This is a genomic window from Methanofastidiosum sp., assembly GCA_035362715.1.
Lineage (GTDB): Archaea > Methanobacteriota_B > Thermococci > Methanofastidiosales > Methanofastidiosaceae > Methanofastidiosum.
Window position 1 is genome coordinate 20,432 of sequence record DAOSDU010000016.1, and the last position, 17,569, is coordinate 38,000.

Here is a 17,569-nt window from a genome sequence, read left to right on the forward strand (position 1 = left end):
TTATACTTTAGCTAATTCTACAAATAGGTTTGATAAGACAAAATTCTTATCATTTTTTTCAGCATTTGCATGTTCTATTGCCTTTTCAATCAATAGCGGAAAAGGAACTTTTTTTGAGTTTTTGTATTCCTGCATATAATCACCAATTAGCATACCAATCGAATCAATATAAAGTAAGCCTTAGTGAGATATTTTATTTTTTATTAATTTATAGGCTCATTATAACTTAAAAATAGATAAAAAGTTATTTTTGGGCTTATTATCAAATTCCAAGAAATCATTTATTTTAGAATAACTTATAGAAAGTTATTTAATCTTAAATAGAATAAAAAATTATATGAGGCCTGAGGAAAGAAAGAAACTTATCATGGTGGCTATGACTATTATAGTATGTGGAATGCTTTTGTTATCCTCGCTCCAGATATTTTTCTTTTTTAGATAGTATTTTTCAATATTTAAAATAAAAAATAATTGGAAATCTAATTTACATAAAGTTCTCAACATAATAGCAGAAAAATACTGCTGCCAAACTAAAAATAAATATAGTATAACCAAATATTAAATCTAAGATTTCCTCTCCTTTCAAATAATCCCCCTAGAATAATAGGATTTAAAGTAAATAAAGTTTACTATAGAAATGAATAAAAAATAAAAAATATGTCAGACCGCCCATCTCTCATCATCAGTCAGACGCTGTCGGTTTCCTCATCCATACATCCCAATTAGTGAATTACTTTGATACTCCGATGATGTAATTCTAGATACTGAGCATTTAAAGTCTTCGGAAGTGACATAATCCCTTTCTTCTCTTATGGCCGCCATCCCTGCTTCTGTACATAGCGATCTAATTTCTGCACCAGATAGGCCATCTATTAAATTAATTATCTCAGAATAATCTAGATTCTTGATATTCATATTTCTTGAGTGAATCTTAAAGATATCTAGGCATTCATCTTTTGTAGGTGGAGGTATTTCGATTAATCTATCAAATCTTCCTGGCCTTAAAAGTGCAGGATCTAGCATATCTACTCTGTTTGTAGCACCTATGATCTTAACTTGCCCTCTTGGGTCGAAACCGTCAAGTTCAGCTAGAAGCTGCATCATAGTTCTAGCAACTTCCCTATCTCCACTTATGCCAGTATCAACACGTCTTGATCCTATGGCATCAATTTCATCAATAAATAGAATCGAAGGAGCTTTTTCTCTGGCAAGATTAAAAACTTCCCTTACCATCCTAGCTCCTTCCCCGATATATTTTCTGACAAACTCAGAGCCAACGACCCTTATGAATGTGGAATCAGTTTCATTTGCAACAGCTTTGACAATTAAGGTTTTGCCGTTACCAGGTGGCCCGTGCAACAAGACCCCGTGTGGTGGCTCTATACCCACTTTATCAAAGAGTTCAGGTCTTTTCAGAGGTAGTTCTACTGTTTCTTTTATTTTGTTTATTTGATCTCTTAGGCCTCCAATTTCACAATAAGTGACCCCTGTCCTATTTAGAACTTCCATCCCACAAACTTCTGGATCTTTGGTAGAAGGTAGTACTTCCATTATTGAAAGATTTCTCTGATTACAAGCGACTAATGCCCCGGGTACAAGATCTTTAATATCAACATTTGCACAGGCACTTACAACAAATTTTGGGCCGCTTGAACTTTTAATAATAATCTTAGATGAATCTATAGCCTCAACTACAACTCCTGTGATCAGTGGGGGCGCGTTTAATCTTTCCAACTCTTTTTTGAGGCCATCATTTTCCTTTTCTAATCTAATTTTTTCAGTTATGAAGCTTCTGTTTTGTATTTCAAGAAGTTTCAATCGTTCTATTACCTTATCATTATATTGAGCATCATTTTCATAAACATCTTCTTCGTCAAGTCTTTTTGTCCGATACTTAATACTACTGTCCACCATTAGCACCCCAAACAAGATGTATTAGATTTCACATCTTTATAAATCTTTCTACATTGAGTGTCATTATTATGAGAAATATTTAAAAAAAAACTTACAATAATGATTACCATCTCCAAGAATTAATCAAAGCTCAAAACCCTTATAAATGTTCAATTTGAACAACTGTTGATAAGATGATATGCGAAATATGTGGCAAGACCATACAAGGAAAAGTCTTTAACGTAAGAGTTGAAGGCGCTAGTGTAAAGGTTTGCGATAAATGTTCTAGATTTGGAACAGACCGACAGAGTTGGTCAAAATTTGGGAAAGGTGCCATGGGCTCAGATGGTGTTGTATTGCCTTCAAAACCAAGAATAGGTGGACCTACTAGAACAAAAGAAGAATACACACTAGTAGACGACTATCACCTTGTTATAAAGGATGCTCGAGAAGCAAAGGGTTGGTCACAGAAGGACCTTGCCAGAAAAATGAATGAAAAAGAATCCATTATTCACCATATTGAAACAGAAGGTTTCGCTCTATCTAACGAACTTATCCAGAAAATTGAAAAAATTCTAGATATAAAGCTCAAAGAAAAGTCAGACGAAGGCATTGATATATCTAAATCAAAACAAAACTTAAAGGAAACAACAATAGGCGATATAATCAAGATAAAGAAGAAGTAAGGTAGTTCAAAAAAACTGTTGCATATTCTCCCTTGTAGAGAAAGAACTTAAATCTTGTTCCGTCCTCTTCAAGAGTATAAGAAAGATCTTTATATCCACCTAAGATATTTCTATATGCTCCATTGGATGCCAAAAATGGTGCTTCTTTGACACGGAAGCTTTCCTTTGTTATTCCATCATTTTCTATTAATTCTATTGATAACTTTCCCAATAGAGATTTTGGAATCAAAGAGCTGTAACCAATTAAAGGCGCTATTACATTTATCTCTCCTTTTTTCATCCCTTCCTTCACGCGCCCAAGATTAGATTTAGTTACCTGTGTCCTGTAGTAGTTACCCTGTTTTGCCATTGATACAAGGTCTCCCATCTCAGGTTCATTTAAAGGAACTTCCTTTATTCTTTCAAGAATAGCCTCATTGAATATTTTGGCCTGATAAGCATGAACAAATAGAGAAGAAACTGAAGGAGGTAAAACTATAAACACTTTAGCATAATCAGGTGATTTTGACAAAAAATCCAAAATCTGTTTTTCATTTCTTAAATTTGGATATAATTCATGTGCTTCTGCATACTTCCCTTCCTTAATCAAATCAGTTAGATCTTCACCAAGATTATCTTTTAGCAATAGCTTCTCAACTGCCTCTTTGAACTCACCTTTTAGAATAAGCCTGCCGACCTCTTCATTGCCCCCAAATCTTTGTTCCCCAAAAAGATTTGGAAATCCAGAGTTTTTCTCTATCTGTTGAATATTAGATCTTATAATCTCGTCAGGATTTTCTGGAATACCCCTCACAAGAATATTAAATTTGTTCCCTACTAGGTCTCCAATATCAATCTTTTGACCTTTTGAGAAATCATATAACTCTACATCCTTTAGATCTAGACCCCTTATAGTATCTTCATAAATCATATCAACAGAGAAACTCTGGATAGTCGCGGCATGCCTATCTTTGAGTCCCGCATATCCAAATTTTCCAAAAGGTATCCCAGTTTTTCGAGCTAGTTCGTGGATGACATCAAGGGTATCCCTGTTTATTTTTTTTACTTTAAAAACAAGGTATTTTCCATTTTTTATATCTATGACTTCCTCTACTTGAAAATCTTCAGGATATTTCTTTATTTCCATTGAATCCGCTCTATGATACACGAGTGCTTATTTCAGTTAAAGTAAAGAAATCCCCTATTCCAGTCCACCTAACTCTTAGAGGTCCACTGTACAATCCGGGCGATTGAGTCCTAAGGACAACATCAAAGCTTAAAGTTTGTCGTGGAACAAGTGAATCGATAGTAATTTCATTACTGATTAGTCTAACTCTTGGATCTGATACGCTAACTACTTGGAATCCCCTCATATAGGATTCAGGAAAAGAAATTCTAATGTTCTGCGCATTTTCATTTGCTGTATTTGTAAGACTGAAAGATATTCTTACGTTATCACTTGGATGAAAAGTTGAAGATGTCCATTGGACTTCAGTTGACACCCATACAACAGGGATATCCCACGATTGTAGTTGAAGCTGAAGAACTTCATTTTTCTTTAATAAATCCTGAATTTGAAAAGTATAATTCCTTACGATTGAATCATACTGTGATTTTTCTGTTTCAAGGACAAGAAGTTTGTTTTCAAGAATTGTCTGTTGTCCCTGAAGCTTTGTTACGTCTTGGTTTAGAGTACTTACTCTTTGACTAAGTACTGCGTTTTGATTGCTCAGAAGGCTGATGTTATATACGGATATTGCAAGCCCTATTGCCAAAATAAATGTTGCAACTACAAATACTTCTTTCTGCATAAATCCTCCTAACTTATTATATCAACGGCAAAATCCATAATGATTCTACCAAAACCTTCAGGTAGTATATCGATCAGGACGAGCGTCATATTCTTATTATAAACTTTTATTTTGTCTTCCCTGTATAATCTTAGTATCTTATAGGATATATCTCTTCTTGTTTGTTTATCATATTTTGCCAAATCTAGCATGTTTAGGGATATTTCACCAATTATCTTGCTTTTTACCCTCCAAAGGCTTGTCTCTGGAACGTCTTTGATTGTATTTGAATCAACTATGGGAAATGTCTTTCCCTGGACAATTTGTTTTGCCATTATCCCAGTGACGTTACCTTTTGCTGTGATATCCCTTTCCTGACCAAGTATATTTATCTGCTGCTTAAAATCAACAGGTACATGCCCAACGACATCAACTAACTCCTTTAATGTTTCAGAATCGATTACAACAACTCTTGTGATATCAATTGTTGATTCGCCTATAGAAATCTGTTTTGCATGTTCGACCCCTTGTTTTAGGTCAGATGTTTTCACTAAAGAGTTGTTTATATTTACCCCTAAAGAGTTTAGGGCGGTAGTTGTTGAGAGTGGATCTATATCAACGCTGCTTCCCATTGGCCTTAAGTTAGAGAATATAATCACAGAAGATACTTCAACAGTTCCAGGATTTCCTTTCTCTTCATCTACAAAGAGGAAAAGGACATTATCATTTCCCAATCCATAAACGTCATAAAATACTCCTGCAAACAAAAGAGCTATGATCAACACTATTATTATCGGCCCTTTCCACCCACCTGCTTTTTTCTTGGGATCTTTAGGGTCTTTATTAGATTTTGCGTCGTTATTTTTTGCCATATTTCTCACCAATACGCTTCTAACTACTATTATTTCCTAAAAATATTTAAGATTACCTATTAAATTAGTGCTATGAAGATACTTTGTCCCAACTGCAGGGCCACTATAGTCTTCAAAGGCGATGAAAGGTACCTACTTTGCTCAAATTGCAGAATTAGAATAAAGATGCCTTCAAAGAGAGATTCGCCGACTATAACGCCTAATTTAATTGAGAAATGTTCAATTTGTGAAAAGATAATTAAATCATCCAAGAATAAGAGACGTTGCCCTGTTTGTGGACTAAAAGTATGCTCATCGTGCTGGAATTATTCAAGGCTAGTATGCAAGAGATGCCTTGAAGAAGGAATAACTTCAAAGCCACTTTATACCTTAAAAGAAAGGAACTCGCGACCCAAACTATTCTTAAGAGAAGAGTTCCTTGAAGAAATAAAAGAAGGAGAGATAGCCTCCATCCCCATCAAGGTAAAAAACCTTGGAGATGACGATGCCCTAAATGTCAAAGTTGAGATAAGATCTTCTCCAAATATTAAAACAATTGAATCTGCAGACATAGGCAAAATAGAAATGGAAAAAGAAAAAAGATGCATATTAAGATTTACTCCAAAATATAGCGGTAAGGGCAATATAGAAATTCTTTTGACCTATGAAGATTACGGGAAAAATAAGTTTTTTGAAAGCATAAAATCAGAGTTTGATATCAAAGAGAAGAAGAAAAGAGAAGAGAAAAAATGGGATTATCACAAATGGAATTATGATGAAAAAAGGGAAAAGAAACGAGAGGAGCCAATCAAAAAAGAAAGTGATTCTCTTGAAGTGCTTTTGAAACAGTTCGGATGTGCTCCAGATGCTTCAATTGAGGATATAAAAAAGAGAAAAAAAGTATTGAATATGATGTACCACCCTGACTTTAACGTGAATAAACCTGATCAAGTAAAGAAAGAAATGGAAGATATGTTGAAAGAAATAAATCAGGTGTACCAAAAGATATTGATTAAAAAAGGAGAAAAATGAAGTAAACTTAATAATTTTACCAAAGTTATTGTATATACTAAAATCAGTTTTGTTTTACAAATAGATCCCTAGTTATATAATTAGAAGGAAGTAATAATCTTTTTAACTCGCTAAAAAATCAATTAGATATGGCTCACAAATTCAACATAAAAGACATGAATCGATTAGATTCCCCAGAACGAAGAAAAATGTTGCCCCCAGAAGAAACACTAATTGATGCCGGATTAACTAAAAATGATATTTTCATAGACATTGGATGTGGAATCGGTTATTTTTCTATTGCTGCTTCAATAATTATAGGGCCAAAAGGAAAAGTCTTTGCACTCGATACATCTAGTGAAATGTTGGAAGAACTTAATAGAAGAATAATTGACAAGAAAATAAAAAATATATTGCCAATCCTCACAAAAGATTACGACTTTAAAATTGATTCTGAGATAGGTACATTTGCTTTAATGTCAAATGTTCTCCATGAGGTCGACGACAAAGTAATCTTCTTAAAAGAAACAAACAAGGTTCTAAAAACTCAAGGAAAACTTTGTGTTATAGAATGGCAGAAGAAAGAAACAGAAAAAGGGCCACCCATAAAAGATAGGCTTAGTAAATTACAAGTGAATGAGCTATTGGATCAAACAAACTTTAAACTACTTGATAGCTATTCAATAGGTGATAATTTTACTGCGTACATATCAAAGAAAATACCTAAGTGAATTTCAAAAGATTCAATCCGATTTCATCACTGAAATTTCTCTCAACTTCCCCTTCGATTGAATCAATTATCACTTCAACTGTTGCACTGACAAATGCCGAATTTAGATGCCCTGCAAATGACTTGTGCTCTTCATTTCCCAAATTTACATGAAGATGCAAATAAATTTCTCCGTTCATAGTCGTTATGTTGCCATAAAGTGGGGCAATCTCATGATTTCCAATCAATTCTTTAGAGAAATATTTTTTTGATTGAGTCTCAAAAAGCCCAATTGTTACTTTATTTGTTGCTCCAAGTCCAGTTATTGTTCCTAATCTAATCTTATTGTCAACACAAAATTTTTTCAGTGTGTCTACGATTTCCTCGCCCTTATCTATTCTTACTATATATTTATTACCAAATTTCTTATATTCCATAAAGAATATTAGACCTAGAAGTATAAAAAGTTCACTTACCTTTTCTCAAAGCCCTAAAGGTTCCAAGAAACCTCTTCTTCTTAAGGGGAATACCTACAAATCCCTCATCACTTACAGATTTCACGTCCTCTATTGAAACAAAAGAATCGGGAGTAAATTTGTCAATCGCTTCATATATTGCATCCAATTTCTTTCTTTTAATAACTGTGAATAGTATCTTTACTTCACCCTTCTTCCCATGAGCATCAACAATTGTAACTCCACATCTTTCTTTTTTTAAGAATTTAATAAGGCCATCTGTATTTTCTTTTGTAATTATTCTAGCAATAACGTGCCCCACTGCAAGTCTCTCTTCTATGACTATACCAATATAATTTCCAGCTGCAAATCCCCCTGCATACGCTACATAGTGTACTAGGCTATTGACATTCTGCATGACTTGGCCAATAACATTAATCCAGATAAAAACTTCAAAAAATCCAACTATGGGTGCAAGTTTCTTAAGATTCTTTGAGACAAATATTATCCTCATGGTCCCAAGACTGACGTCCACCACCCTTGCCAGAAAAATTAAGATAGGTAATACCCAAAACAACATTTCCATCTCAGCACCCTGAAAATATCAATTTATATAAGTATAAAAGTATTTACATGTTACATTAAATAGTATACAAAAAACTTACTTATAAGTCATTAATTTTTCCCCTAAGTCGAAATATTTTTAAACATGGGTATATAGTTAGTCTATTGATATCAATGCCTAAAGTTTTTCCTGACTATAGAGAAGAGGCTAAAAACAGGATAATAAGAGAATCTGTAAAGTTCTTCTCTGAAAAAGGATATCACAAAACTAAGATGTCAGAAATTGCGGAAGGCCTTGGCGTCAGCAAAGGAGCTATCTACCAGTACTTTACTAGCAAAGAAGAACTGTTTTTAGAGGTAATCAGATACTATGTTGAGTATACTCAAAAAGAGTTAATATCATTTCTAAATTTAAGGTCACCTGAGGCTATCGCGACAGATGAGTTTTTTGATATAATGTTCAACATGGGACAATCTCAATCAGTTGAAAATCTAACTTTATTAGACAGATTATTCCCTCCTCTTGATTTTAATCTTGCCATATCTGAACTAATGACAAGTAATCCCCTCATGAAAGCTGAGATGACAAAATACTATAAGGATTCAATTAAATTAATTGCCGATTATTTTGAAAGCTATAAAAAAAGAGGGATTATCAAAAAAAACATAGATACATTTTCCCTATCAATGGGGATAACTTCGCTTCAGGATGGACTCATGGCTGCAATGCAGATGGGGATAGAAATATCGGAAATAAGAAAAACCTGGAAAGAAATAACTAAAATGATGCTAAAAATCGCTTTAGCTGATTAATATTGTTTAGTTTAGCATTTCTTCTTCCATGAAATAGAAATCAAAATAACTGCAACTAGAAATTGTACAAGAGATAGCATTGAAACTACACCCTTGATTATTCCAAACTCAAAAAATCCCGTTAAAACAACTATTAATTCTATAATTGTAACTACAAAGAGTATTAATGCTAGTCCAAATATGGATTTTGATATGTCTTTTTTCTTTGTTAGGATGTCTTCAATCGGATGGATCAAATCGTCTTCAAGATTTACTTTTTCTTTACTCTTGGACCTAGAGAACATGAATATTCACCTTCTTTTATGTTAATAAATTTATCTAAATATAAAAGAATACAATAGATTTAAATTTATTTGACCTTAAGCATAAATATTATCAATAGTTTGACAAATGATACATATGGATAATATCCCAATTACAGTTAGGATGCTTTCAAAACTATTTCCACTTAGGTTCTTCTTTGCAAAATTTACTAGATTACCAATTATTGGACAGATAATGACTAAAATGTTCTTTGAAGAAGATAGAATATTCTACATGTCAAAGGACAAGGTAATCAATATAGGCAAGAAGATAGATGAAGATGATTCAATCGTGCTCCCCTCAGAAATAGTAAATTATTTTATAGATAAATCAAAACATCATGTTATAATGAATTTCTGTATATGCAGAACGTCCAAGAATTGTGAAAATTATCCTCGAGATTTTGGTTGTTTGTTCCTTGGCAAAGCAGCATTAAATATAGACCCAAGACTTGGAAAACAGGTAACAAAAGATGAAGCAAAAGAATACATCAAGAAATGCCGTGAAGCAGGTCTTGTTCATTTAATTGGCCGAAATAAACTTGATTCTGTATGGTTAAAAGCCAAGCCTCCAGAGAAATTGTTGACTATATGTAACTGCTGTGAATGCTGTTGTCTTTGGATGATGCTACCAAATCTTTCTAAGGATATCAGTGCTAAGGTAACAAAATTAGCTGGACTTGAAATAAAAGTTACAGATAAATGCACGGGATGCGGAGAATGTGCTAAAGTATGTTTTGTAAATGCTATAAAAATCGTTGATCGAAAAGCTCAGATAAATGATAACTGCAGAGGTTGTGGAAGATGCGTTGAAAAATGTAGATTTAACGCAATTGGTATATCCTTAGGTAAAAACTCATTAGAAGATTCTATTATAAACATCTCTAACTCTATCGATTTATCATGAATATAGAATGAACTATACTAAATCTTTATATAGAAAATAGACACATATCGTTACTTATGTACGTAATAGTCGTAGGGGGAGGCCTTACTGGATTCAATATAGCAAAGCTTCTAGTCGAAGAAGGTATTGGTGTTGTTGTTATTGAAAAGGATCTTGCAAGATGCCAAGAAATCTCAAAAAAAATAGATGCTCTTGTTATACAAGGTAACGGCTCAAATCCTAAGATTCTTATTGAAGCTGGTGCAAAGGACGCGGATCTTTTGGTAGCAGTTACTAATTCTTCTGAAGTTAATTTGATATCTTGTATAACGGCAAAAAATCTTGGGACAAGAAAAACAGTTGCAAAGATTGCGATTGAATATACTTTCACAGAAGATATTGATTTGACTAAAGTTGGAGTAGACTATTCCTTCTCACCAGGTACTATCATAGCCTACGATGTCGAGAGGATATTAGAACTTCCAAGTGCTCTTGCAATTCAAGCTTTGGCCGACGGAAAAGTTACAATGGCAGAGTTCATGGTCAAAAGAGAATCTAAATATATTGGTAGAGCTCTAAAGGAAAAAATATTTCCAGATGGCACTATAATAGGTGCCGTTCTTAAGAGCGAGGACACAATTATCCCAACAGGAGAATATGTATTCGAAGAGGGCGATAAAGCCTTCATACTTGGTAAACCAAAGCTCGTTGAAAATGTTATAGAAAAATGTAGTGACTGCCAGAGAGTAAGGAAGGTAATGATAGTTGGTGCAAGTAACACTGCTGTGCAACTTGCAAAAATGCTTGAAAGAAGCATGTCAGTGAAACTTATAGATAGTGATACAAAAAGATGCGAAGAAATCTCTAAGATTCTCCAAAAAACTCTTGTAATAAAAGGGGACATTATGGATCTCTCTTTATTAAAAGATGAGGGAATTGGGGATGTGGATGCTTTTATTTCACTAACAAAATACGACCAATTGAATCTATTTTCTTGTCTGATAGGTAAATACTTGGGCGCCTTTAAAACAATTGCAAGAGTTGAAAATATAGAGCTAATTAAATTCTTTGAGGACATGGGCGTTGATATTGCCCTAAGTCCAAAGGTCTCTACAGCTGAACACGTTATGAGATTTATTAGAATGGGTGGCCTTAAATCATTGATAATACTCCCAACTGGTCAAGCTGAGATTATTGAACTTTCCCCTACAAAAAATGCTAAGATTCTTGGAAAAACTTTAAGAGATATTACTTTGCCCGAAGAGATACTCTTCTTAATCATAGTAAGAGACAATAAACTAATTATACCACGAGGAGACGACATCGTTCAAGAGGATGACAAGGTTATAGTATCTGCAAAAGTAGAGAAAATTAAAAAGATAAAAGAGCTATTTGGTCAAAATTAAATTTTTAATTCTTGTTATATGCAATGCAGGATATTTCAATGTCCGAATTTTTTGGAAGTTTGGATACTTCAACGGTAACTCTGGATGGCATTATGCCCGATGTAAATCTTTTCTCGTAAATCTTGTTAAATTTATCAAAGTTTCTAAGATCCTTCAGATATACTTCTGACTTGATAACATCTTGAAGTGATAGATTTTCTTCTTTCAAAATTGCTTCAATGTTATCAAGAACAATATCTGTGGCTTTTTCTATATCATTTAGAACAAGCTCCCCAGATTTCTTGAGGGGAATTTGTCCAGAAACAAATACAAAATCTCCTGCAACTATTCCCTGAGAATACGGCCCCACAGGGGTAGGTGCCTTCTTAGTCTCTACCTTTTTTTTCATGTCACATCACGCTGGCCTAAATTAGTCAAGTATAAGTGAATACGTTTATTAAATTATTCTATTGAAAATTAATATGAAAGTTTTGATAGTAAAAAATATAGCAAGAGAAAGCCCGGGTCTTTTACTGGAGATTCTTGAAGAAAATAAAATTGAATTTAATATTTATGAATATGAAAAAGATAGAGCATTTCCTTCTCCTGAAGATTATGGTGCAATTTTTGTTTTTGGCGGCCCCGATAGTGCTAATGACGAAACAGAAAAAATGATAAAAGAGATTAAAGGCGTGAAAGAATTTTTGGCAAAAGGGATCCCTTATTTTGGGATATGCCTAGGACTTCAAGTAATGGTAAAGGCTTTAGGAGGTAACGTTAAAAAAAATCCAATAAAAGAAATTGGATGGAGAGATCCTAAAGATAGAATATTCAAAGTGAGTTTAACAGATGAAGGGAAGAAAGATCCTATTTTTGAAGGAATTGAATCAGAATTTGATATATTTCAATTACACGTTGAAACAGTTGAACTAACTCAACAAATGAAGCTATTAGGAACTGGGGAATACTGCACAAATCAAATAGTCAAGTATGGAGATAATGCCTATGGATTTCAAGGTCATATTGAGTTATCACCTGATCTCTTTTATACATGGATTCAAGAAGATGAAGATCTGGCATTATTAGACAAATTTCAATTGAATAAAGATTACAATAAAATTAGAGAAAAGTACGAATCAAATGGGAAAAGAATAATAAATAATTTTTTATATGTTTCGGGTATCAAGGTAAAATAAACACATTATTTAATATCAATATGAATTTTTTAAATAATCTTATAAATACGGACAATAGTAAGGTATAGTAGATTAAATGAGACTAAAACCAGTTTTACACATACTAGGGCAACTACTTCAAATGGTAGGAATTTCAATGATACTTCCTCTACTTTGGGGGATATACTATCGCGAAGCTGAAGCATATATATTTCTCATCTGCATTTTACTTACGTTAATTACAGGAACTTTATTAAAATTAATATTCAAAGAAGAAGACATACGGCTTATTGAAGGATTTGGAGTTGTTTCTTTTTGTTGGATAATAATACCAATTTTTGGGGCACTTCCTTTTTACCTATCGGGGAATCTAAGTTTTATTGACGCCTATTTTGAAACTATATCTGGATTTACAACTACAGGCGCATCAGTTATTAATAATGTTGAAATATTGCCCAAATGTATTTTGTTTTGGAGATCTTTTACGCACTGGTTAGGTGGTATTGGTATAGTTGTTCTTGCATTGATAATATTGCCTGCCCTTTCAGTCGGGGGCAGACAGATTTTTTTATCAGAACCATCTGGGCCAAAATTAGATAAACTAAAACCACAAATTAGAGAAGTTGGAAAAATTATATATGGGATATACATTTTGTTCACAGGTATTCAGATTTTTCTATTAATTATTGCAGGTATGTCTCTTTTCGATGCTTCATGCCATTCTTTTGCTGCACTTGCGACGGGAGGATTTTCAACTAAAAATGCCAGCATTGGATTTTATAATAGTCCTTTGATAGAAGGCATAATAATCCTATTTATGTTTCTAGGTGCAACGAGTTTCTCTCTGCACTATGCAGCATTGAAAGGAAAGATAACTTATCTAAAAGATAGTGAATTCATGTTATATCTCTCTATCTTGGCCTTTTCTATTTTTATTGTAACATTAGATATTACTTACCAACTACATGAAAACATATTACTCGCATTTAGGCATGCTATTTTTAATGTGATAAGCATATCAAGCACTACGGGATATGCAACGGCGAATTTTGATTTATGGCCCGATCTTTCAAAATTGATTCTTCTCATACTTATGCTAATAGGGGGTTGTGCAGGTGGAACCGCAGGTGCCATAAAAGCTATAAGAATACTATTGTTAATAAAAATGGGTTTAAGAGAACTCTACAAAATTATTCATCCAAATGCAATATTCCAGATTAAATTCAATGGAAAGATTATATCGGAAGAAGTTCTTCATGGAATAAGTGGATTTTATTTTTTTTATATGGTAACTTTTGGGATATGTAGCCTAATCATGCTTGCCTTTGGTAATGATTTCTTAACTTCTATTTCTTCTGTTGCAGCTACTTTAGGCGGAGTAGGTTCTGGATTTAGCCTAGTTGGGCCTATGGTAACATACAGTTTCTTACCATCATTCGCAAAGCTTGTATTGTGCTTCTGCATGCTCGCCGGTAGACTTGAACTATTTACTCTTTTCGTATTATTTATTCCAAGTTACTGGAAAGAGTAAATTTAATAAGTCAATGAAATAAAGAAAAATAAGGTATTTTGATTTCATTGAGGTCTATCGATGCGAAGTAGAACTGTTCTAAAGATTATAGGAAGACTGCTTATGATGATAGGCGTTTCAATGATATTTCCACTAATATGGGCATTTTATTATGGGGAGAAAGAGTTTCTTGTTTTTATTGCTTGCATAACACTTACTTTATTTTCAGGATATGGTTTAAGTAGAATTAAAACTAACGACGAAGGATTAAGACTTATTGAGGGGCTAGGCGTGGTATCACTAGGATGGGCAGCATTTTCTGCCTTTGGTGCACTACCATTTTTTCTTTCTGGAACTTTAGGGTATCTTGATGCATATTTTGAAACAATGTCAGGATTCACTACAACAGGAGCCACCGTTATAATGAATATTGACGTTTTACCAAAATCCATCCTTTTTTGGAGGTCAATGACACAATGGATTGGTGGCATGGGAATCATTGTTCTTGCTGTAGCAATCCTTCCTGCCCTTTCTATAGGTGGAATGCAAATGTTTAATGCAGAATCTCCAGGGCCTAAACTTGACAAATTGAAACCACAAATAAGAGAAACTGCAAAAATTCTTTATGGCGTATACCTTATTTTTACTGGTGCGGAAATAATCCTTTTGGTAGCAGGAGGTATGGGATTTTTCGATGCTTCATGTCACACATTCTGTACCCTCGCAACAGGTGGATTTTCAACTAGAAACGCAAGTGTTGCTTATTATAATAGCCCCTTTATTGAAGCTGTTATCACTTTTTTTATGTTTTTATCGGGTGCGAATTTTATGTTGCATTACGCTGCATTGAAGGGAAAATTAAATTATTTCAAAGATAAAGAGTTTATTTTTTATGTTATAGTTTTATTGGGGTCGATTCTTGTAATGACTGCAGATCTAAGATACAGTGTTTTTAATAGTTTAAGTGATGCTTTTAGATACTCTTCTTTTCAAGCTGTTAGTATAATGACCACTACGGGATTTACAACGAGTAATTTTGATGCATATCCTTCTCTTTCAAGAGTTATATTACTCGTTCTTATGTTCATTGGAGGTTGCGCTTGTTCAACTGGTGGTGGGATCAAAAACATTAGGATACTTATTATATTAAAATATTTTTACAGAGAGATATATCAATTCGTACATCCAAATGCAATTTTATCAATAAAAGTAGGGGAAGATACTATTCCGGATGATGTTCTAAAAGGAGTCATGGGATTTTTCATAGGATACATGACAATTTTTATTGTTTCAACTCTAATAGTTACCGCATATGGAATTGATATGATAACTGCCATCTCAAGCGTTGCTGCGACACAAGCAAACGTTGGGCCTGGCCTAGGGCTTGTTGGCCCAATGTATACATATGCATTGCTACCTGATTTAATCAAAGTAGTTTTAACATTCTGCATGTGGGTTGGAAGGCTTGAAATATTCACAGTGATGGTTCTTTTTGTGCCTGATTTTTGGAAAGAATAAAAAATTAAATTAGTTCTTTCTCGACAAGATTTATGGCTTCGTCTATTTTTTTCTTTAATGCGGGAGGCAATCCTTTGATTTCTATATCCAAAAAACCTCTGACTATTGCTGCAGTCGCTTCATCTCTGGTAAATCCTCTCGACATTAGGTAGAAAATTTCTTCTTCTGCAATCTTTCCAATAGCCGCTTCATGACTTAAGTCAACATTTGGATGCTTTGCCTCTAATTCAGGAATTGCAATTATGCTACCTTTCTCAGATAGCATCATTCCCATGCATTCTAGATGCCCTCTTGCGTCAGGAGATTCTCCAACTATATCTCCCCTAGAGTAAATAGTGCCGCCCTTGCTGATAGCTCTAGAAAGTATTTCGGCACTGGAACCTTTCCCTTTGATTATAACACGACTTCCTGTATCAACTATGGAGTTTTCCATTGCTACTATCACACTACTCATTATTGCCGTGGAATTATCACCATTTAGATGTACTGTAGGGTACATTTGGACTATCTTTACTGGATTCATGATGATATAGTTACTTATGTAAGTTCCACCTTCTTCAACGATAGCGGCACTTCGTGGCCTAACTTCAATGTTGCTCTCCCAGTTATGGATCATAGTAAAGGACAATTTAGCGTTCTTTTTGACATAGAATTCAGATATTCCAAGATGCATGCCTGTTGTAAGTCCAGGGTGTGAGGCACAACCAGAGATTATATTTAGTTCAGAATTTTCTTCAGCAATTATAATATTGTGCACTTTCTGTTTCTTAGGTGATTTTAAATAGAGACAAGCCTCGACTGGAAAGTTTACCTTTGTTCCTGGAAGAGCTCTGATAAAATATCCATTTACATCTTCAACATCTACTTCTTTTGTATATTCGTCCTTGTCTCTAGAAACTACTTTCCAAAAGTAATCATGAAGCCAATCATATTTCTCAAGTGCTTGTTTAATACCAATCATTTCTATACCAGATGCGAAACTTGAAGAAGTCTCAACTTTCTGATCTACCTGAAGGAATATTGCCGATCGCTTTTCTTTATCCATTTCGATTCCGACTTTTTCCAGCTTATCCTTTACATCCTTCTCGAGTTTTGGAATCCTTTCAGGCATTTCTCAACACACCCCTCGTAACCTTTTTTACTTATCTCATCAAGCATTTCATACGGATCACCCATGCATGCAATCATGCCCTTGTAAAGTATTAGTCCGTAGTCTGCATCAACATAATCAAGGATATGGCCCTGATGCGTAATAATAAGGCCTGATTTTTTCCTTTCATCCTTATTTTTTTTTCTGTGGAGTAAATCTCCCATTGCACTTCCAATTATGGCGATATTATCTAAATCAACTCCGCTGTCAGGCTCATCGAATAATACTAAATCTGGATTTAAAGTCAAAAGCTGAAGCACTTCAGAACGTTTTACTTCTCCTCCAGAAAATCCAACGTTTACGCTTCTGTTGAGGAATTTTTCCATATTAAGCATCTGAGCATACTCATAAATCTTATTCTGGTCTGTACCACTCTGCTTTGCACAATTAAGCAACATATCAATTAGCTTTAAACCGCTGACTTTTGGAGGGTTCTGAAAACTAATTCCCATCCCCATCTTAACTCTCTGATCAGTTGACAGGTCGTTTATATCCTGGCCCTTAAACATAATCCTGCCATATGTTACTTTGAATGCAGGATTTCCAATTAAAGTCATTAAAAGGGATGTCTTTCCATTACCATTTGGCCCAAAAAGAACATAAGTTTGACCTTCTTTTATGTACAAATTCACATGATCAAGTATAGGGTTGCCCTCGACTTCGGCCCCAAGATTTACAACTCTCAACATAATAATCCCTGATAGGTAAATATGGGAAGGCTATTTATTTGTTGCTATTAAGAATTATAAGGATAAGCATTATATCATCTAAAATCAAATTTATTTCAATGAAAAGGATAATAATGCATGTTGACCTTGACTCATTCTATGCATCTCTAGAAGAAAACAGGAATGACAAAATAAGAGGTAAACCAGTAGTTATATGCGTTTAT

The 17,569-nt window shown here is 34.0% G+C and carries 20 protein-coding genes; 9 read left to right on the forward strand and 11 right to left on the reverse strand.

The genetic code is table 11. The annotated features are described in order from the left end of the window. The gene (locus PLI06_08915) at positions 1–135 is read right to left on the reverse strand and encodes a hypothetical protein (protein HOI77713.1); all 135 of its coding nucleotides are present in this window, start codon (positions 133–135) and stop codon (positions 1–3) included. 570 nt (positions 136–705) lie between these two features. Beyond that, entirely contained in the window at positions 706–1,914 is a 1,209-nt protein-coding gene (gene pan, locus PLI06_08920; GenBank protein ID HOI77714.1) for a proteasome-activating nucleotidase, read from the reverse strand. Between the two features lie 173 nt (positions 1,915–2,087). Between pan and PLI06_08925 the strand changes: the two genes are divergently transcribed. Further along, on the forward strand, positions 2,088–2,579 hold the full coding sequence (locus tag PLI06_08925; GenBank protein ID HOI77715.1) for a multiprotein bridging factor aMBF1: 492 nt from the start codon (positions 2,088–2,090) through the stop codon (positions 2,577–2,579). Here the strand turns inward: PLI06_08925 and truD are convergent. From truD to PLI06_08940, 3 genes are read right to left on the reverse strand one after another with little or no spacing between them, the layout of a single operon-like run. Beyond that, complete coding sequence (gene truD / locus PLI06_08930) at positions 2,560–3,705, reverse strand: tRNA pseudouridine(13) synthase TruD (protein ID HOI77716.1); 1,146 nt, start codon at positions 3,703–3,705, stop codon at positions 2,560–2,562. The two genes, PLI06_08925 and truD, sit on opposite strands and share 20 nt — an antisense overlap. Positions 3,706–3,715: 10 nt before the next feature. Then, positions 3,716–4,369 (reverse strand): hypothetical protein, encoded by a 654-nt coding sequence (locus PLI06_08935; GenBank protein ID HOI77717.1) that lies wholly within the window; start codon positions 4,367–4,369, stop codon positions 3,716–3,718. A gap of 8 nt (positions 4,370–4,377) precedes the next feature. Next, entirely contained in the window at positions 4,378–5,220 is an 843-nt protein-coding gene (locus tag PLI06_08940) for a hypothetical protein (GenBank protein ID HOI77718.1), read from the reverse strand. A gap of 72 nt (positions 5,221–5,292) precedes the next feature. Between PLI06_08940 and PLI06_08945 the strand changes: the two genes are divergently transcribed. Both PLI06_08945 and PLI06_08950 read left to right on the forward strand, forming a co-directional pair. Beyond that, positions 5,293–6,231 (forward strand): hypothetical protein, encoded by a 939-nt coding sequence (locus PLI06_08945; GenBank protein HOI77719.1) that lies wholly within the window; start codon positions 5,293–5,295, stop codon positions 6,229–6,231. A 128-nt stretch (positions 6,232–6,359) separates the two neighbouring features. Beyond that, positions 6,360–6,941 carry a class I SAM-dependent methyltransferase gene (locus PLI06_08950; GenBank protein HOI77720.1) on the forward strand — a complete coding sequence of 194 codons (582 nt, stop codon included), beginning with the start codon at positions 6,360–6,362 and terminating at the stop codon, positions 6,939–6,941. On the opposite strand, the gene PLI06_08955 is transcribed toward PLI06_08950, so the two are convergent. Both PLI06_08955 and PLI06_08960 read right to left on the reverse strand, forming a co-directional pair. Continuing rightward, positions 6,934–7,356: a DNA-binding protein gene (locus PLI06_08955; protein HOI77721.1), complete on the reverse strand. Its 423-nt coding sequence runs from the start codon at positions 7,354–7,356 to the stop codon at positions 6,934–6,936. The genes PLI06_08950 and PLI06_08955 overlap by 8 nt on opposite strands. A gap of 31 nt (positions 7,357–7,387) precedes the next feature. Beyond that, complete coding sequence (locus PLI06_08960) at positions 7,388–7,960, reverse strand: DUF2179 domain-containing protein (protein HOI77722.1); 573 nt, start codon at positions 7,958–7,960, stop codon at positions 7,388–7,390. Positions 7,961–8,112: 152 nt separating this feature from the next. Here PLI06_08960 and PLI06_08965 point away from each other — a divergent pair, with 152 nt between their 5' ends. Beyond that, complete coding sequence (locus PLI06_08965; protein ID HOI77723.1) at positions 8,113–8,751, forward strand: TetR/AcrR family transcriptional regulator; 639 nt, start codon at positions 8,113–8,115, stop codon at positions 8,749–8,751. 11 nt (positions 8,752–8,762) lie between these two features. Here PLI06_08965 and PLI06_08970 read toward each other — a convergent pair whose 3' ends face one another. Then, the gene (locus PLI06_08970) at positions 8,763–9,035 is read right to left on the reverse strand and encodes a hypothetical protein (protein ID HOI77724.1); all 273 of its coding nucleotides are present in this window, start codon (positions 9,033–9,035) and stop codon (positions 8,763–8,765) included. Positions 9,036–9,150: 115 nt separating this feature from the next. Here PLI06_08970 and PLI06_08975 point away from each other — a divergent pair, with 115 nt between their 5' ends. Then, on the forward strand, positions 9,151–9,960 hold the full coding sequence (locus tag PLI06_08975) for a 4Fe-4S binding protein (protein ID HOI77725.1): 810 nt from the start codon (positions 9,151–9,153) through the stop codon (positions 9,958–9,960). Between the two features lie 56 nt (positions 9,961–10,016). After that, positions 10,017–11,345, forward strand: coding sequence for a Trk system potassium transporter TrkA (gene trkA, locus PLI06_08980; GenBank protein HOI77726.1), 1,329 nt, complete (start codon positions 10,017–10,019; stop codon positions 11,343–11,345). A gap of 4 nt (positions 11,346–11,349) precedes the next feature. On the opposite strand, the gene PLI06_08985 is transcribed toward trkA, so the two are convergent. Then, positions 11,350–11,733, reverse strand: a complete 384-nt coding sequence (locus PLI06_08985) for a RidA family protein (protein HOI77727.1) — start codon at positions 11,731–11,733, stop codon at positions 11,350–11,352. Positions 11,734–11,806: 73 nt separating this feature from the next. On the opposite strand from PLI06_08985, the gene PLI06_08990 reads away from it, so the two are divergent. The 3 genes from PLI06_08990 (at position 11,807) to PLI06_09000 (ending at position 15,527) form a co-directional block, all read left to right on the forward strand. Continuing rightward, entirely contained in the window at positions 11,807–12,520 is a 714-nt protein-coding gene (locus tag PLI06_08990; GenBank protein ID HOI77728.1) for a type 1 glutamine amidotransferase, read from the forward strand. A gap of 121 nt (positions 12,521–12,641) precedes the next feature. Then, entirely contained in the window at positions 12,642–14,030 is a 1,389-nt protein-coding gene (locus PLI06_08995) for a TrkH family potassium uptake protein (protein HOI77729.1), read from the forward strand. 60 nt (positions 14,031–14,090) lie between these two features. Next, a complete protein-coding gene (locus PLI06_09000) occupies positions 14,091–15,527 on the forward strand; it encodes a TrkH family potassium uptake protein (GenBank protein HOI77730.1) in 1,437 nt (478 codons plus the stop codon). A gap of 4 nt (positions 15,528–15,531) precedes the next feature. On the opposite strand, the gene PLI06_09005 is transcribed toward PLI06_09000, so the two are convergent. Then, complete coding sequence (locus PLI06_09005; GenBank protein ID HOI77731.1) at positions 15,532–16,638, reverse strand: SufD family Fe-S cluster assembly protein; 1,107 nt, start codon at positions 16,636–16,638, stop codon at positions 15,532–15,534. Beyond that, the gene (locus PLI06_09010) at positions 16,602–17,366 is read right to left on the reverse strand and encodes an ABC transporter ATP-binding protein (GenBank protein HOI77732.1); all 765 of its coding nucleotides are present in this window, start codon (positions 17,364–17,366) and stop codon (positions 16,602–16,604) included. Before PLI06_09010 ends, PLI06_09005 begins: the two co-directional genes overlap by 37 nt. Between the last annotated feature and the right edge of the window lie 203 nt (positions 17,367–17,569).

Excerpts from the sequence above, each read along its gene's own strand:
- PLI06_08940 (HOI77718.1), bottom strand. The coding sequence starts at position 5,220 with ATGGCAAAAAATAACGACGCAAAATCTAATAAAGACCCTAAAGATCCC.
- PLI06_08955 (HOI77721.1), bottom strand. The coding sequence starts at position 7,356 with ATGGAATATAAGAAATTTGGTAATAAATATATAGTAAGAATAGATAAG.
- PLI06_08915 (HOI77713.1), bottom strand. The coding sequence starts at position 135 with ATGCAGGAATACAAAAACTCAAAAAAAGTTCCTTTTCCGCTATTGATT.
- PLI06_08945 (HOI77719.1), top strand. The coding sequence starts at position 5,293 with ATGAAGATACTTTGTCCCAACTGCAGGGCCACTATAGTCTTCAAAGGC.
- pan (HOI77714.1), bottom strand. The coding sequence starts at position 1,914 with ATGGTGGACAGTAGTATTAAGTATCGGACAAAAAGACTTGACGAAGAA.
- PLI06_08960 (HOI77722.1), bottom strand. The coding sequence starts at position 7,960 with ATGGAAATGTTGTTTTGGGTATTACCTATCTTAATTTTTCTGGCAAGG.
- PLI06_08935 (HOI77717.1), bottom strand. The coding sequence starts at position 4,369 with ATGCAGAAAGAAGTATTTGTAGTTGCAACATTTATTTTGGCAATAGGG.
- trkA (HOI77726.1), top strand. The coding sequence starts at position 10,017 with ATGTACGTAATAGTCGTAGGGGGAGGCCTTACTGGATTCAATATAGCA.
- PLI06_08950 (HOI77720.1), top strand. The coding sequence starts at position 6,360 with ATGGCTCACAAATTCAACATAAAAGACATGAATCGATTAGATTCCCCA.
- PLI06_09010 (HOI77732.1), bottom strand. The coding sequence starts at position 17,366 with ATGTTGAGAGTTGTAAATCTTGGGGCCGAAGTCGAGGGCAACCCTATA.
- PLI06_08925 (HOI77715.1), top strand. The coding sequence starts at position 2,088 with ATGATATGCGAAATATGTGGCAAGACCATACAAGGAAAAGTCTTTAAC.
- PLI06_09005 (HOI77731.1), bottom strand. The coding sequence starts at position 16,638 with ATGCCTGAAAGGATTCCAAAACTCGAGAAGGATGTAAAGGATAAGCTG.
- PLI06_08990 (HOI77728.1), top strand. The coding sequence starts at position 11,807 with ATGAAAGTTTTGATAGTAAAAAATATAGCAAGAGAAAGCCCGGGTCTT.
- PLI06_08985 (HOI77727.1), bottom strand. The coding sequence starts at position 11,733 with ATGAAAAAAAAGGTAGAGACTAAGAAGGCACCTACCCCTGTGGGGCCG.
- PLI06_08995 (HOI77729.1), top strand. The coding sequence starts at position 12,642 with ATGGTAGGAATTTCAATGATACTTCCTCTACTTTGGGGGATATACTAT.
- PLI06_08970 (HOI77724.1), bottom strand. The coding sequence starts at position 9,035 with ATGTTCTCTAGGTCCAAGAGTAAAGAAAAAGTAAATCTTGAAGACGAT.
- PLI06_08975 (HOI77725.1), top strand. The coding sequence starts at position 9,151 with ATGGATAATATCCCAATTACAGTTAGGATGCTTTCAAAACTATTTCCA.
- truD (HOI77716.1), bottom strand. The coding sequence starts at position 3,705 with ATGGAAATAAAGAAATATCCTGAAGATTTTCAAGTAGAGGAAGTCATA.
- PLI06_08965 (HOI77723.1), top strand. The coding sequence starts at position 8,113 with ATGCCTAAAGTTTTTCCTGACTATAGAGAAGAGGCTAAAAACAGGATA.
- PLI06_09000 (HOI77730.1), top strand. The coding sequence starts at position 14,091 with ATGCGAAGTAGAACTGTTCTAAAGATTATAGGAAGACTGCTTATGATG.